This window comes from Pseudomonas botevensis (assembly GCF_019145475.1).
GTDB classification, from domain to species: domain Bacteria; phylum Pseudomonadota; class Gammaproteobacteria; order Pseudomonadales; family Pseudomonadaceae; genus Aquipseudomonas; species Aquipseudomonas botevensis.
Genome location: NZ_JAHTKI010000004.1, coordinates 65,135 through 79,807 on the forward strand (window position 1 = coordinate 65,135; position 14,673 = coordinate 79,807).

12 protein-coding genes are annotated in these 14,673 nt (G+C 59.4%); 8 read left to right on the forward strand and 4 right to left on the reverse strand.

The window, feature by feature from the left end:
• Nucleotides 1-30: 30 nt before the first annotated feature.
• Nucleotides 31-2,439 carry a DNA translocase FtsK gene (locus KVQ74_RS07500; protein WP_217830448.1) on the reverse strand — a complete coding sequence of 803 codons (2,409 nt, stop codon included), beginning with the start codon at nt 2,437-2,439 and terminating at the stop codon, nt 31-33.
• A gap of 523 nt (nt 2,440-2,962) precedes the next feature.
• On the opposite strand from KVQ74_RS07500, the gene aat reads away from it, so the two are divergent.
• From aat to infA, 3 genes are all read left to right on the forward strand, one after another.
• Nucleotides 2,963-3,643 carry a leucyl/phenylalanyl-tRNA--protein transferase gene (gene aat / locus KVQ74_RS07505; protein ID WP_217830449.1) on the forward strand — a complete coding sequence of 227 codons (681 nt, stop codon included), beginning with the start codon at nt 2,963-2,965 and terminating at the stop codon, nt 3,641-3,643.
• A gap of 57 nt (nt 3,644-3,700) precedes the next feature.
• Complete coding sequence (locus KVQ74_RS07510; RefSeq protein WP_217830451.1) at nt 3,701-4,408, forward strand: arginyltransferase; 708 nt, start codon at nt 3,701-3,703, stop codon at nt 4,406-4,408.
• Between the two features lie 112 nt (nt 4,409-4,520).
• Nucleotides 4,521-4,739 (forward strand): translation initiation factor IF-1, encoded by a 219-nt coding sequence (gene infA / locus KVQ74_RS07515; RefSeq protein WP_002553999.1) that lies wholly within the window; start codon nt 4,521-4,523, stop codon nt 4,737-4,739.
• Between the two features lie 255 nt (nt 4,740-4,994).
• Here infA and clpA read toward each other — a convergent pair whose 3' ends face one another.
• A complete protein-coding gene (clpA, locus tag KVQ74_RS07520; RefSeq protein ID WP_217830452.1) occupies nt 4,995-7,265 on the reverse strand; it encodes an ATP-dependent Clp protease ATP-binding subunit ClpA in 2,271 nt (756 codons plus the stop codon).
• 30 nt (nt 7,266-7,295) lie between these two features.
• Nucleotides 7,296-7,658: an ATP-dependent Clp protease adapter ClpS gene (gene clpS / locus KVQ74_RS07525; RefSeq protein ID WP_015094394.1), complete on the reverse strand. Its 363-nt coding sequence runs from the start codon at nt 7,656-7,658 to the stop codon at nt 7,296-7,298.
• Nucleotides 7,659-7,882: 224 nt separating this feature from the next.
• Here clpS and cspD point away from each other — a divergent pair, with 224 nt between their 5' ends.
• Nucleotides 7,883-8,146: a cold shock domain-containing protein CspD gene (gene cspD, locus KVQ74_RS07530; RefSeq protein WP_217830453.1), complete on the forward strand. Its 264-nt coding sequence runs from the start codon at nt 7,883-7,885 to the stop codon at nt 8,144-8,146.
• A gap of 85 nt (nt 8,147-8,231) precedes the next feature.
• On the opposite strand, the gene icd is transcribed toward cspD, so the two are convergent.
• Nucleotides 8,232-9,488, reverse strand: coding sequence for an NADP-dependent isocitrate dehydrogenase (icd, locus tag KVQ74_RS07535; protein WP_217830454.1), 1,257 nt, complete (start codon nt 9,486-9,488; stop codon nt 8,232-8,234).
• A 483-nt stretch (nt 9,489-9,971) separates the two neighbouring features.
• Here icd and KVQ74_RS07540 point away from each other — a divergent pair, with 483 nt between their 5' ends.
• From KVQ74_RS07540 to hflD, 4 genes are all read left to right on the forward strand, one after another.
• A complete protein-coding gene (locus tag KVQ74_RS07540) occupies nt 9,972-12,197 on the forward strand; it encodes an NADP-dependent isocitrate dehydrogenase (RefSeq protein ID WP_217830456.1) in 2,226 nt (741 codons plus the stop codon).
• 114 nt (nt 12,198-12,311) lie between these two features.
• Nucleotides 12,312-12,758, forward strand: coding sequence for an NUDIX hydrolase (locus tag KVQ74_RS07545; RefSeq protein ID WP_217830457.1), 447 nt, complete (start codon nt 12,312-12,314; stop codon nt 12,756-12,758).
• A gap of 59 nt (nt 12,759-12,817) precedes the next feature.
• Nucleotides 12,818-13,942 (forward strand): tRNA 2-thiouridine(34) synthase MnmA, encoded by a 1,125-nt coding sequence (gene mnmA / locus KVQ74_RS07550; RefSeq protein ID WP_217830458.1) that lies wholly within the window; start codon nt 12,818-12,820, stop codon nt 13,940-13,942.
• Nucleotides 13,939-14,562 carry a high frequency lysogenization protein HflD gene (hflD, locus tag KVQ74_RS07555; protein ID WP_217830462.1) on the forward strand — a complete coding sequence of 208 codons (624 nt, stop codon included), beginning with the start codon at nt 13,939-13,941 and terminating at the stop codon, nt 14,560-14,562. The genes mnmA and hflD overlap by 4 nt, the downstream gene beginning before the upstream one ends.
• Nucleotides 14,563-14,673 lie beyond the last annotated feature (111 nt).

A 14,673-nucleotide genomic window follows, 5' to 3' on the forward strand; every position in this document is an offset into this window, starting at 1 on the left:
TCCCTTGCTTGGTAAATCCGGGGTTTCGAATCAGTCGCGCATCGGGCCGGGGGCCAGGACTTCACGAGAACCGTTGGTGTTCATGGCCGTGACGACCCCGGCCATTTCCATGGCTTCGATCATGCGCGCGGCGCGGTTGTAGCCGATCTTCAGCTTGCGCTGCACGGCGGAAATCGACGCCCGGCGGCTTTCGAGAACGAACTGTACGGCTTCGTCGTACAGCGCGTCGGCTTCCGGATCATCGCCATCACCACCGCCGCTGCTGCCCTCGAAACCACTGCCCGCTTCTTCGACACCGTTGAGGATGTCGTCGTTGTACTCCGGCGCGCCTCGCAGTTTCCAGGCTTCGACCACGCGATGAACTTCATCGTCGGAAACGAAAGCGCCGTGAACCCGGATCGGCAGGCTGGTGCCCGGCGGCATGTAGAGCATGTCACCGTGGCCCAGCAGTTGTTCGGCGCCGCCCTGGTCGATGATGGTCCGCGAGTCGATCTTGCTCGACACCTGGAACGCCATCCGTGTCGGGATGTTGGCCTTGATCAGACCGGTGATCACGTCCACCGACGGCCGCTGGGTCGCGAGGATCAGGTGGATACCCGCCGCACGCGCCTTCTGCGCGATACGGGCGATCAGTTCTTCGACCTTCTTGCCGACGATCATCATCATGTCGGCGAATTCGTCGACCACCACCACGATGGTCGGCAGCTTCTGCAGCAGCGGCGCTTCGTCGTGGATACTTTCGCGCTTGTACAGCGGATCGCTCAACGGCTCGCCGGCTTCGATGGCTTCCTTGACCTTGGCATTGAAGCCGGACAGGTTGCGCACACCCATCTTCGCCATCAGTTTGTAGCGCCGCTCCATCTCGGCAACGCTCCAGCGCAGGGCGTTGGCCGCGTCCTTCATGTCGGTGACCACCGGGCACAGCAGGTGCGGGATGCCTTCGTAGATCGACAGTTCAAGCATTTTCGGGTCGATCATGATCAGCTTGGCGTCGTCCGGCCCGGACTTGAACAGGATCGACAGGATCATCGCGTTCACACCCACCGACTTACCGGAACCGGTCGTACCGGCCACCAGCAGGTGCGGCATCTTCGCCAGGTCGGTGATGACCGGTTTGCCGCCGATGTCATGACCCAGGGCCAGGGTGACCGGCGACTTGAAGTTGTCGTACTCGGGGGTCGACAGCACTTCGGAGAAACGCACGATCTGCCGGTCTTCGTTGGGAATCTCGATACCGACCGTGGTCTTGCCCGGAATCACTTCAACCACCCGCACACTGGTCACGGCCAGGGAACGCGCAAGGTCTTTCGCCAGGTTGGCGATACGGCTGACCTTCACCCCGGCGGCCGGCTGGATTTCGTAACGGGTGATGACGGGGCCGGGATGGATCGAATCCACCGCGACCTCGACGCCGAACTCCTTGAGCTTGATCTCCAGCAAGTGGCCGACCGCAGCCAGGGATTCGGGCGAGTAATTGAGTTGTTTCTTTTCTGCAGGGTCGAGAATGGAAATCGGCGGCAAGGTGCCTTCCACCGCACTGTCGACGAACAGCGGCACCTGCTTCTCTTTCTGCACGCGTTTGCTTGGCTCGGGGGCCTTGACCGGCGCTGGAGCGATGACCGGCGGCACCTGTTTCTCACGCTCGGACATGTGTTTGCTCAGAGCCTGCTCGCGCTCGATCAGGCGCTCCTTGACCTTGGCCTGCTCGCGCTTGTCGGTGACGGTCGGTGCGACGACGTCGTGTACACGGTCGTCGACTTCGCGCAATTGCGCGACCAGTTGCTTACGCTCGGTGCGTGCCGTCCACCAGCGATTGATCGCGCCCTGAAACAGTTCGAACAGATCGAGGGTGATCTTGCCGGTGACGTCCATCACCTTGAACCACGACAGGTCGGTAAACACCGTCAGGCCAAACAGGAACAGCGCAATGAACAGCAGCGTGCTGCCCTGGATGTTCAGGGCGTTGCGGGCCAGATCGCCGAGGCTTTCACCCAGCGCACCACCGGCGCCAGCCGGCAGACCGGTGGCAGCGTGGAAATGAATGTGCGCCAGAGCGGCACCGGACAGCACCAGAAACACCAGGCCGATCAGGCGCCAGGAGAACAGCCAGCCGCTCCACTGCCAGGGTTCGTGGCGCTGACGGAAGATCTGATAAGCCTTGATCGCCAGCAGCAACGGGAAGATGTACGCGAAGTAACCCAGCACCATGAACAGGATGTCGGCGCTGTAGGAACCGGCCGGGCCGCCGAAGTTCTGCACGTCGTCGATCTTGCTGTTGTGGCTCCAGCCCGGATCGTCCTTGCCGTAAGTCAGCAACGCCATCATCAGGAACAGGCACAAGGCGCCGATGGCGATCAGTGCACCTTCCTTGAGTCGGTAGTGCAACTGCTGACGCCAGAGCGGAACGACTGTTTTTGGTGCTTCGGTGGATTTCTTCAAAACGCTTCTTTTCCTGCGCCAGCGGCGCGTCCATCTATTGAAATGACGATAAAAACTGCCCAATCCGGGCAGGTAAAAAAGTTGACGGGCGCAACTGAGACTACTTTTAACACTGCGCCCCGGTTTTTATAAACCGGGCGCGCGGCGAATATTCTGTAACAGCCCGGCATTGTACGGGTTTGTACGTCCGATGCCATGCTTCAAACCCCATGTTCAAGCATAGTCGGCCCCGCGCGACGTGCGGCTCAATTTGAGCATGCATTGTCTTTTGTGACAAAGGCTTATGAGGTGTATTTGATGAACGTAGCGAAGCATTACCGAACCTGCCTCCCCGACGAGCACCGGATGCCTGTCAGGCCGGACGCAGACAGGTCGCAACGCTCGCTTACGACCGCATCCACGGCGCCAAGTTGCAACCTTGCCGATGCCGAGCAGGATCGACACGACATTCCTGTCATTTAACGGCACACTTCATGGCGGGCCGAGACGCCCACCGCCCTCCCCTTCTGCAAGCCCGGATGCCATGCTGACCTGGTTACAACGCAACACACTGAGTTTTCCACCCCTGGAAAAGGCCATGCGCGACCCCAACGGGTTGTTGGCCGCCGGCGGTGATCTGTCTGCCGATCGTCTGATCCAGGCGTATCGCCATGGCTGCTTTCCGTGGTTTTCCGAAGGCCAGCCGATTCTCTGGTGGTCGCCGGACCCACGCACGGTCCTGTTTCCTGACGAGCTGCATGTGTCCCGCAGCCTGGACAAACTGTTGCGTAAACAGCGCTATCAGGTGACCTTCGATCAGGATTTTCACGCGGTCATCCGCGCCTGCGCCGCGCCAAGGGATTACGCCGACGGCACCTGGATCACTCAAGCCATGCAGGACGCCTACGTTGAACTGCACCGACGCGGCTTTGCCCATTCAGTGGAAGTCTGGGACCAGGGCGAACTGGTCGGCGGGCTGTACGGCCTGGCGATGGGCCAACTGTTTTTTGGCGAATCGATGTTCAGCCGCGCCGACAACGCCTCGAAATATGGCTTTGCGACCCTGGTACGGCATCTGAAAGAATCGGGTTTCGTGTTGATCGACTGTCAGATGCCGACCGACCATCTGCACAGTCTTGGTGCCCGAGCCATCTCCCGCCCCGCATTCGCTGACTACCTGGCCCGCCACCTGGATCAACCCAGTCGCGCCACCTGGGTTTGCTGAGCGACTTTGCCGCGCGTGGCTTACACTTAATTCACCAGCTTATCCCGAGGGTTGATCATGACCGAGTTGGCGCGTTTGAAGTTTTATGCCACTCAGCCTCACTCTTGCAGTTATCTGCCCGAGGAGCAGGCTACGACCCTGTTCCTCGATCCGAGCCAGCCCATGGATGTGCATGTCTACGCAGATCTGTCGGAAATGGGCTTTCGTCGCAGCGGCGATCACCTGTACCGCCCGCATTGCCAGAACTGCAATGCCTGTGTACCTGCGCGCATCCCGGTGGCGCAGTTCAACCCCAACCGGCAGCAGAAGCGGATTTTCAAACGCAACGCCGATCTGCAGGTTCGCCCGGTCAAGCCAGGGTTCAGTGAAGAGTACTTCGACCTCTACCAGCGCTACATCGAGCAACGCCACGCCGACGGCGATATGTACCCGCCAAGCCGCGACCAATTCTCGACTTTTCTGGTAAGAGACCTGCCCTTCTCGCGTTTTTACGAGTTCCGGCTCGACGGACGGTTGGTGGCCGTAGCAGTGACCGACCTGCTGCCCAATGGCTTGTCGGCGGTCTACACCTTCTACGAACCGGACGAAGAACGCCGTAGCCTGGGGCGTTATGCGATCCTCTGGCAAATTGCCGAAGCCCAGCGTTTGGGGCTCGAAGCGGTCTACCTGGGTTACTGGATCAAGAACTGCAAAAAGATGAACTACAAGACCCAGTATCGCCCCATTGAACTACTGATTAATCAGCGCTGGGTCATCCTGAACTAAACGCAAGCCCTAAACCCCTTGGCGTAAACCCCATTTTTCGGGCACAATGCACGCCGCTTTTGCCTGGCGCAGTTGCACCGGGCCATTCATTGGATACCGAGGGCTTTACTGCATGTCGAAAGAAGACAGCTTCGAAATGGAAGGCACTGTCGTCGACACCCTGCCCAACACCATGTTTCGTGTGGAGTTGGAAAATGGGCACGTCGTAACCGCGCACATCTCCGGCAAGATGCGCAAGAACTACATTCGTATTCTTACCGGTGACAAAGTGCGCGTCGAGCTGACGCCCTATGACTTGAGCAAAGGGCGCATCACTTACCGCGCTCGTTAATCAAGTCAATACAAGACGCCCGGCTAATGCCGGGCGTTTTTGTTTGTCCGGGATTTGGGTTTTGAGCGCTTGGAGCTTGGGATTTTGGGTGAATATCCGCTGCTGCGGTAACGGCTTCTTATGGTTTCGCCCTTACGGCGAGCCAAGGCGAAACCGCCAGCCGCAACACCCGAAGCAACGGATATTCACCCAAAACCCAAAAACCACCAGACAGCAAAAAGGCGCCCAAAGGCGCCTTTTGCTCACAACCAGCCGTCAGGCCATTTCAGCAGTAGTCTCGAAGTCGAAGGTCAGCTCGCCGTCCTTGATGTCGATGTGCACCACACCGCCATGCTCGGCCAGTTCGCCAAACAGGATCTCCTCCGCCAGCGGACGCTTGATCTTGTCCTGGATCAGGCGCGCCATCGGCCGGGCACCCATTGCCGAATCGTAACCACCGGCCGCCAGCCAGCTGCGCGCCGCGTCGGTGACCTCCAGCAGCACGCGCTTGTCTTCCAGCTGCGCCTGAAGTTCGGTGAGGAACTTGTCCACCACACTTTTGATGACCTCATGACTGAGGCGACCAAACTGAATGATGGTGTCCAGACGGTTGCGGAATTCCGGCGTGAAGCTCTTCTTGATCACTTCCATCGCATCGGACGAATGATCCTGATGAGTGAAACCGATCGAAGCGCGCGCCGCCGTTTCGGCACCGGCGTTGGTGGTCATGATGACAATCACGTTGCGGAAATCCGCCTTGCGCCCGTTGTTGTCGGTCAGCGTGCCGTGGTCCATCACCTGCAACAGCAGGTTGAAGACTTCCGGGTGCGCCTTCTCGATTTCATCGAGCAGCAACACGCAATGTGGCTGCTTGGTGATTGCCTCGGTCAACAGACCGCCCTGGTCGAACCCGACATATCCCGGAGGCGCACCGATCAGACGCGATACGGTGTGGCGCTCCATGTACTCGGACATGTCGAAGCGCACCAGTTCAATGCCCAGCGCTTTAGCCAACTGGCGCGCCGCTTCGGTCTTGCCGACACCGGTAGGACCGGCGAACAGGAAGGAACCGACCGGCTTGTCAGGCGATTTCAGCCCGGCACGGGACAACTTGATAGCCGTCGACAACGAATCGATCGCCGCATCCTGACCAAACACGGTGAGTTTCAGGTCGCGCTCCAGGTTACGCAGCAATTCCTTGTCGGAACTGGTGACGTGCTTCGGCGGAATCCGCGCGATCTTGGCGACAATGTCTTCGACCTGCGGCACTTCAATGCGCTTCACGCGCACATCGACCGGTTGCAGACGCTGGTAGGCACCCGCCTCGTCGATCACATCGATGGCCTTGTCCGGCATATGCCGGTCATTGATGTAGCGCGACGCCAGCTCAGCGGCGGCACGCAGCGACTCATCGCTGTACTCGATGTTGTGATGCTGTTCGAAGCGTCCTTTCAGGCCGCGCAGGATACCGATGGTGTCTTCCACCGACGGCTCGACGACGTCGACCTTCTGGAAGCGCCGCGCCAGGGCACGGTCTTTCTCGAAGATGCCACGAAATTCCTGGAACGTGGTCGAACCGATGCAACGGATATCACCCGACGACAGCAGCGGCTTGAGCAGGTTCGAGGCGTCCATCACCCCACCGGACGCAGCACCCGCACCAATGATGGTGTGGATTTCGTCGATGAACAGGATCGCCTGTGGACGTTTTTTCAGTTCGTTGAGCAGCGCCTTGAAGCGCTTCTCGAAATCGCCGCGATACTTGGTGCCTGCGAGCAGCGCGCCCAGATCGAGGGAGTAAACAACACTGTTCGCCAGCAGATCCGGCACCTGGTTGTCGACAATGCGCTTGGCCAGGCCTTCGGCAATCGCGGTTTTACCCACGCCCGCCTCGCCCACCAGCAGCGGATTGTTCTTGCGCCGGCGCGCCAGGATCTGCGCGACACGCTCAACCTCCATTTCACGCCCTACCAGCGGATCGATCCGGCCCTGGCGTGCGAGTTCGTTGAGGTTGCTGGCATAAGCATCCAGAGGATTGCCTGAAGAAGAAGACTCACCGCCCTCGTCGTCCTGCATATCTTGCTCACCTTCAGAGTGATCGCCATGCCCCGGCACCTTGGAAATACCGTGGGCGATATAGTTGACGACATCAATGCGGGCAACGCTCTGCTGTTTAAGCAGGAACACTGCCTGACTCTCTTGCTCACTGAAGATCGCAACCAGCACGTTGGCGCCAGTCACTTCGCGTTTGCCCGAGCTCTGTACATGAAAGACAGCACGTTGCAGTACACGCTGGAAGCCCAGGGTTGGCTGGGTTTCACGATCTTCGTCATGGACGGGGATCAATGGCGTGGTGGAGTCGATGAACTCCTGCAGATCATGCTTGAGTTTGTCGAGGTTTGCGCCGCAGGCACGCAAAACGGTGGCGGCAGCCTCATTGTCCAATAAGGCCAGCAGCAGGTGTTCGACGGTCATGAACTCATGACGCTTCGAACGAGCCTCCTTGAAGGCAAGATTGAGGGTGACTTCGAGCTCGCGGTTTAACATAGCTTCACCTCATACCCAAGTGGTCGGCGATTAACCGTCCTTCTCGATTTCACAGAGTAGCGGATGCTGGCTTTCCCTGGCGTACTGGTTGACCTGCATGGCCTTTGTCTCGGCGATGTCGCGGGTAAACACTCCACATACTGCCCGTCCTTCTGTATGAACGGCCAGCATGACCTTGGTCGCCAGCTCGCGATTCAGGTTAAAAAACACCTCGAGCACTTCGACGACGAAATCCATCGGTGTGTAGTCATCATTAAACAAAACCACCTTGTACATCGGCGGCGCCTGTAACGCAGGCTTTGCTTCCTGAACAGCAATACCCGCTGAATCGTCGTCGTGTAAATCAGGGCGATCCTGATTGAATGTTAGTCGAATCTGGCTGATTGCATGCATGGAAAGAAAGGTTCGTCAGTTGTGCAAATACAGTGGTGGGGGCGGCTTGACACGTTTTCAACTCCGACTGCCCGGTCACCTTGACTATCGGGAAAACGGTGTTACAACCAATAGAACCCACAGTGGGTAAAAAAGATCCGCGGCGTCAATCTTTTTAACGGATTGGATGGCGGATGAATTGGATGATACTCCAGCGTTGGAGTCTGTTGCAGAGGGATTTGAGCATGGCTGTCGGCAAGGTGAAATGGTTCAACAATGCCAAGGGCTACGGATTCATAAACGAGGATGACAAGACCGAAGATCTGTTCGCCCACTTCTCGGCCATCGAAATGGATGGCTATAAAACCTTGAAGGCGGGTCAGGCGGTGGTTTTCAACATCATTCAAGGCCCGAAGGGGCTGCATGCCGTCGCCATCAAGGACAAATCGGCCGTTGATGCGGCAGCGGCCGCCAGTGCCGTCGGCGCACAGGCCAAAGTTCTGAGCTGACCGACACTTCCCAAGGGTCTCAGCCATAAAAAATCGCCCGGCTCGATCACTCGAGCCGGGCGATTTTCGCTGCCCGTTATTTCGCTTACATGTGCGAAATCAGTGCATCACCGAAACCGGACGACGATACCAGCTTGGCGCCTTCCATCAGGCGTTCGAAGTCATAGGTCACGGTCTTGGCCTTGATCGCGCCGTTGGTGCCTTTGATGATCAGGTCAGCCGCCTCGGTCCAGCCCAGATGACGCAGCATCATCTCCGCCGACAGGATCACCGAACCCGGGTTGACCTGGTCCTTGCCGGCATACTTCGGCGCGGTGCCATGGGTCGCCTCGAACATGGCCACAGTGTCGGACAGGTTGGCGCCCGGCGCGATACCGATACCGCCCACTTCCGCCGCCAGGGCGTCGGAAAGGTAGTCACCGTTCAGGTTCAGCGTGGCGATCACGTCATACTCGGCCGGACGCAGCAGGATCTGCTGGAGCATGGCGTCGGCGATGGCATCCTTGACGATGACTTCGCGGCCGGTTTTCGGGTTCTTGAATTTCATCCACGGGCCGCCATCGAGCAGTTCGGCGCCGAACTCTTCCTTCGCCACCTCGTAGCCCCAGTCCTTGAAGGCGCCTTCGGTGAATTTCATGATGTTGCCCTTGTGCACGATGGTCAGCGACTTGCGATCGTTGTCCACGACATATTGCAGGGCCTTGCGCACCAGACGCTTGGTGCCTTCCTTGGAAACAGGCTTGATGCCGATACCGCAATCCTGGTCGAAACGGATCTTGGTGACGCCCATTTCCTCTTTCAGGAACTTGATGACTTTGGTGGCCTCAGCGGAGCCGGCCTTCCACTCGATACCGGCATAAATGTCTTCGGAGTTCTCGCGGAAGATGACCATGTCGACATCGCCAGGCTTTTTCACCGGGCTCGGCACGCCTTCGAACCACACCACCGGCCGCAGGCAGACATACAGATCGAGCTGTTGGCGCAGGGCAACGTTGAGGGAGCGGATACCACCGCCGACCGGAGTGGTCAGCGGACCCTTGATAGAGACGACGTAATCTTTCACGGCATCCAGGGTTTCCTGGGGCAGCCAGGTGTCCTGGTCGTAGACCTGGGTCGCCTTTTCGCCAGCGTAGACCTCCATCCAGGAAATCTTGCGCTTGCCCCCGTAGGCTTTGGCTACGGCAGCATCAACCACTTTGATCATCACCGGACTGACGTCGACGCCAATCCCGTCACCTTCGATGAAGGGGATGATCGGGTTATCAGGGACATTGAGAGAATGGTCTGCGTTGACGGTGATTTTGTCGCCGACGGCTGGAACCTGAATCTTCTTGTAACCCATGCTGAACTCCACTGATTGGATTGAACATCTGGCTTGGTTCGAGCGTAACCCACTTGAATCAACACGCAAACCCTATGTTCCGGCCCACCGCACATCTCGCGGCGTACAAGCCTGAAAGCAAAGGGAAAAGCGCCAAACTCAAGCATTCGCGACGACTCTATACCCCACCCTGCCCTGCGACCTTTAGACCAATGGACGACAAACGTTGCATATGAACCATCGGCAGATTGCCAGCTACCTATGTATAATGCCGCCCGCTGACCACAGGGTCACAACGGCCGACCTCTCTACGATGAGACTTTCCGCCTGATTAAGTCCGGCTGTTACCGCAGTCCGACCGCTTGACGCTCTACTGATGCACCCAACATCACCGCGAAGAAATCTCGACACTCGGTTCATGGATGACTTTGAACGAACGCGCTTACCCGGCGCCCCTCGAGTTTCTGCGCACGCTTTAGCAAAGAAGAGAGAGTTAATCCGAATATGCCCACCCGCTCGAAGATCATCTATACCTTCACCGACGAAGCTCCAGCCCTCGCCACCTATTCCCTGCTGCCAATCATCGAGGCTTACACCGCCTCGGCCGATATCGCCGTGGAAACCCGCGATATCTCTCTTGCAGGGCGCATTCTGGCCAGCTTCCCCGAGCAACTGGGCGACAAAGCCGTAGCCGACCACCTCGCCGAACTGGGCGACCTGGCCGTTACGCCTGAAGCCAACATCATCAAGCTGCCGAACATCAGTGCTTCGGTTCCACAGCTGCAGGCCGCGATCAAAGAGTTGCAAGCCCAGGGCTACAACCTGCCGGACTACCCGGAAACCGTGACCAGCGACGCCGACAAAGACGCCAAGGCGCGTTACGACAAGGTCAAGGGCAGCGCCGTGAACCCGGTTCTGCGTGAAGGCAACTCCGACCGTCGCGCTCCGCTGTCGGTCAAGAACTATGCGCGCAAGCACCCGCACAAAATGGGCGCCTGGGCCAAGGACTCCAAGTCTCACGTTGCACACATGAGCACCGGCGATTTCTACGGCAGCGAAAAAGCCGCCCTGATCGACGCCGCTGACGCCGTGAAGATCGAGCTGATCGCACAAGACGGCACCGCTACCGTCCTGAAAGAAAAAACCAGCGTCCAGGCTGGCGAGATCCTCGATTGCGCCGTCATGAGCAAAAACGCTCTGCGCGCCTTCATCGCCGCTGAAATCGAAAGCGCCAAGGCACAAGGCGTGCTGCTGTCGGTTCACCTGAAAGCCACCATGATGAAAGTCTCCGACCCAATCATGTTCGGCCAGATCGTTGCCGAGTTCTACAAAGACGCCCTGACCAAGCACGCCGACGTGCTGGCGCAGATCGGCTTCAATCTGAACAACGGCATCGGCGACCTGTACGCCCGCATCAAATCCCTGCCGGCCGAGCAGCAAGCCGCTATCGAAGCTGACATCCAGGCGGTCTACGCCGCTCGTCCGTCGCTGGCGATGGTCAACTCCGACAAGGGCATCACCAACCTGCACGTACCGAGCGACGTCATCGTCGACGCCTCGATGCCGGCAATGATCCGTGACTCCGGCAAGATGTGGGGCACCGACGGTCAACTGCACGACACCAAGGCCGTGATCCCGGACCGCTGCTACGCCACCATCTACCAGGCAGTGATCGAAGACTGCAAGGCCAATGGCGCGTTCGATCCGACCACCATGGGCAGCGTGCCAAACGTTGGCCTGATGGCCAAGAAAGCCGAAGAGTACGGCTCCCACGACAAGACCTTCCAGATCAAGGTTGACGGCGTGGTTCGCGTGACCGACAGCAAAGGCACCCTGCTGATGGAGCAGGCTGTCGAAGCCGGCGACATCTTCCGCATGTGCCAGACCAAAGACGCGCCGATCCAGGACTGGGTCAAACTGGCCGTCAACCGTGCTCGCGCCAGCAGCACTCCGGCGATCTTCTGGCTGGACCCGATGCGCGCTCACGACGGTGTGGTCATCGAGAAAGTTCAGGCTTACCTGAAGGATCACGACACCGCCGGTCTGGACATCCAGATCATGGCGCCAGTCGAAGCGATGAAGTACACCCTGCAGCGCACCCGCGAAGGCAAGGACACCATTTCGGTGACCGGCAACGTACTGCGTGACTACCTGACCGACCTGTTCCCGATCATGGAACTGGGCACCAGCGCCAAGATGCTGTCGATCGTGCCGCTGATGAACGGCGGTGGCCTGTTCGAAACCGGCGCCGGCGGTTCGGCTCCGAAGCACGTGCAGCAGCTGCTGGAAGAGAACTTCCTGCGCTGGGATTCGCTGGGCGAGTTCCTGGCCCTGGCCGCTTCTCTCGAGCACCTGGGTGTCAACTACAACAACCCGAAAGCACTGGTTCTGTCCAAGACCCTCGACCAGGCCACCGGCCAGTTCCTGGACAACAACAAGTCGCCATCGCGCAAAGTCGGCAACATCGACAACCGTGGCAGCCACTTCTACCTGGCGCTGTACTGGGCTCAGGCCCTGGCCGCTCAGACCGAAGACGCCGCCCTGCAAGCGCAGTTCGCACCTCTGGCCAAGACCCTGACCGAGAACGAAGCGACCATCGTCGCCGAGCTCAACGCCGTTCAGGGCAAGCCAGTGGACATCGGCGGTTACTACCACGCCAATGCCGAACTGATCAGCAAGGCCATGCGCCCGAGCGCCACGCTCAACGCGGCCATCGCCGCGCTGGTTTAAGCGGTAAAGATGTAAAGAAGCCCCGGCCCAGCGCCGGGGCTTCTGTTTTGGGCTTCACACATCGACCTGCAGCTCCCACACTTTGCAATTCAACCTTTGAACCGAGGACACCTCATGGATTGGCAACCCCACATCACCGTCGCCACCATCGTCGAGGACAATGGTCGTTTCCTGATGGTCGAAGAGTCCAAGGGCGGCCGCAACGTGCTCAATCAGCCCGCCGGCCATCTCGACCCGGACGAAACCCTGATCGACGCCGCCATCCGCGAAACCCTCGAGGAAACCGGCTGGGACGTCGAACCCACCGCCGTCATCGGCATTTATCTGTACACCGCCCCGAGCAACGGCGTGACTTACCAGCGCGTCTGCTTCAGCGCCAAACCTGTGAAACACCACCCGGACTACCAACTGGACGACGGCATCGTCGGCACCAAGTGGTTGACCCGCGACGAATTAATCGAGCAGCGCGACAACTGGCGCAGCGAGCTGATCATCCGCTGCATCGACGACTATCTGGCCGGTAATCGCTTCGGCCTCGAATTGATCCGCCCTTCCCTTTAGCCTTGAGGCCGTGAGCCTGATAGAATCGCGTCCTTTTTCAAGACACTCATTGAATCCCTATGCGTGATCCAGCCCCTTCTGACACATCCAAGAAGCGCGTCATTGTCGGCATGTCCGGCGGCGTGGACTCTTCCGTTTCCGCCCTCCTGCTGATCGAGCAGGGTTATGAGGTGGAAGGCCTGTTCATGAAGAACTGGGAAGAAGACGACGGAACGGAATACTGCACCGCCATGGACGACCTGGCGGATGCCCAGGCCGTGTGCGACAAGATCGGCATCAAGCTGCACACCGCCAACTTCGCCGCCGAGTACTGGGACAACGTGTTCGAGCACTTCCTCGCCGAATACAAGGCCGGACGCACGCCGAACCCGGACATCCTGTGCAACCGCGAGATCAAGTTCAAGGCGTTCCTCGACTACGCCATGATGCTCGGTGCCGACCTGATCGCCACCGGCCACTATGTGCGCCGCCGCGACATCGATGGCCGCACCGAACTGCTCAAGGGCCTGGACCCGAACAAGGATCAGAGCTACTTCCTGCACGCCGTCGGCGGTGAGCAGATCGCCAAGACCCTGTTCCCGGTCGGCGAACTGGAAAAGCCCGAAGTGCGCGCCATTGCCGAGAAATACGAGCTGGCGACTGCCAAGAAGAAGGATTCCACCGGCATCTGCTTCATCGGCGAGCGTCGTTTCAGCGACTTCCTCAAGCAATACCTGCCAGCGCAACCGGGCGAGATCAAGACCACCGAAGGTGAAATCATCGGCCGTCACCACGGCCTGATGTACCACACCATCGGCCAGCGCCAGGGCCTGGGCATCGGCGGCCTGAAAGACGCTGGCGACGAGCCTTGGTACGTACTGCGCAAGGATCTGGAGCACAACGAACTGATTGTCGGCCAGGGCAACAACCACCCGTGGCTGTTCTCCAGCGCCCTGCTCACCTCGGAAATCTATTGGGTCAACCCGATCGACCTGAGCCAGCCACGGCGCCTGACCGCCAAGGTTCGCTATCGCCAGAGCGATCAGGCCTGCACCCTGGAACAGACCGCGACCGGTTACCGCGCCGTCTTCGACGAGCCGCAGCGCGCGGTCACGCCGGGCCAGTCGGTGGTGTTCTACGACGGTGAAATCTGCCTCGGCGGCGGCGTGATCGAAGTCGCCGAGCCGTGGAGCGGCCAGGCATGAGCCCGATTCAGGAACAACTGACGGCGCTGGGCGGCGTGTTTCTTGCCGCCGTACTGGTCGACCGGATCGCCAAGACCGGGCAGACCAACGAAGCCGGCCTGAGCTGCATGCTCGGCAGCCTGCTGGTCCGCGACCCGAAGGACACTCTGGATGTGTACGGCGGCGACGACATCAATCTGCGCGACGGCTACCGCGCACTGATCGGCGCCCTCGAACGCGATCCGAGCGCCCTGCAACGCGAACCGCTGCGCTACGCCCTGTCGATGCTGGGCCTGGAGCGGCAACTGGCCAAACGCGGCGACATGCTGGACGTGATCGGCAAGCGTCTGCCGCAGATCCAGTCACAGGTCGAGCACTTCGGCCCGGCCCACGAAAACGTGGTCGCCGCTTGTGGCGCGCTGTACCAGGACACCTTGAGTACCTTGCGCCAGCGTATTCAGGTGCATGGCGACATGCGCAACCTGCAACAGCCGAGCAACGCCTCGAAGATCCGCGCCCTGCTACTCGCCGGTATCCGTTCGGCCCGCCTGTGGCGACAGCTTGGCGGCCATCGCTGGCAGCTGGTGATCAGCCGTCGCAAGTTGCTCAAAGAGCTTTATCCGCTGATGCGCAGCAGCTGAACCGCGCCTGCAACACCGCTTCAAGTCAGTAACGCGTAATACGCCGGTCAGTTGGCAACGGATCGGCGGATTTTTTCATGTATGATACGCGCCCCATTTCGTTGCCCGACT

Excerpts from the sequence above, each read along its gene's own strand:
- aat (WP_217830449.1), top strand. The coding sequence starts at position 2,963 with ATGCTGACCTGGTTACAACGCAACACACTGAGTTTTCCACCCCTGGAA.
- KVQ74_RS07510 (WP_217830451.1), top strand. The coding sequence starts at position 3,701 with ATGACCGAGTTGGCGCGTTTGAAGTTTTATGCCACTCAGCCTCACTCT.
- infA (WP_002553999.1), top strand. The coding sequence starts at position 4,521 with ATGTCGAAAGAAGACAGCTTCGAAATGGAAGGCACTGTCGTCGACACC.
- clpA (WP_217830452.1), bottom strand. The coding sequence starts at position 7,265 with ATGTTAAACCGCGAGCTCGAAGTCACCCTCAATCTTGCCTTCAAGGAG.
- clpS (WP_015094394.1), bottom strand. The coding sequence starts at position 7,658 with ATGCATGCAATCAGCCAGATTCGACTAACATTCAATCAGGATCGCCCT.
- cspD (WP_217830453.1), top strand. The coding sequence starts at position 7,883 with ATGGCTGTCGGCAAGGTGAAATGGTTCAACAATGCCAAGGGCTACGGA.
- icd (WP_217830454.1), bottom strand. The coding sequence starts at position 9,488 with ATGGGTTACAAGAAGATTCAGGTTCCAGCCGTCGGCGACAAAATCACC.
- KVQ74_RS07540 (WP_217830456.1), top strand. The coding sequence starts at position 9,972 with ATGCCCACCCGCTCGAAGATCATCTATACCTTCACCGACGAAGCTCCA.
- KVQ74_RS07545 (WP_217830457.1), top strand. The coding sequence starts at position 12,312 with ATGGATTGGCAACCCCACATCACCGTCGCCACCATCGTCGAGGACAAT.
- mnmA (WP_217830458.1), top strand. The coding sequence starts at position 12,818 with ATGCGTGATCCAGCCCCTTCTGACACATCCAAGAAGCGCGTCATTGTC.
- hflD (WP_217830462.1), top strand. The coding sequence starts at position 13,939 with ATGAGCCCGATTCAGGAACAACTGACGGCGCTGGGCGGCGTGTTTCTT.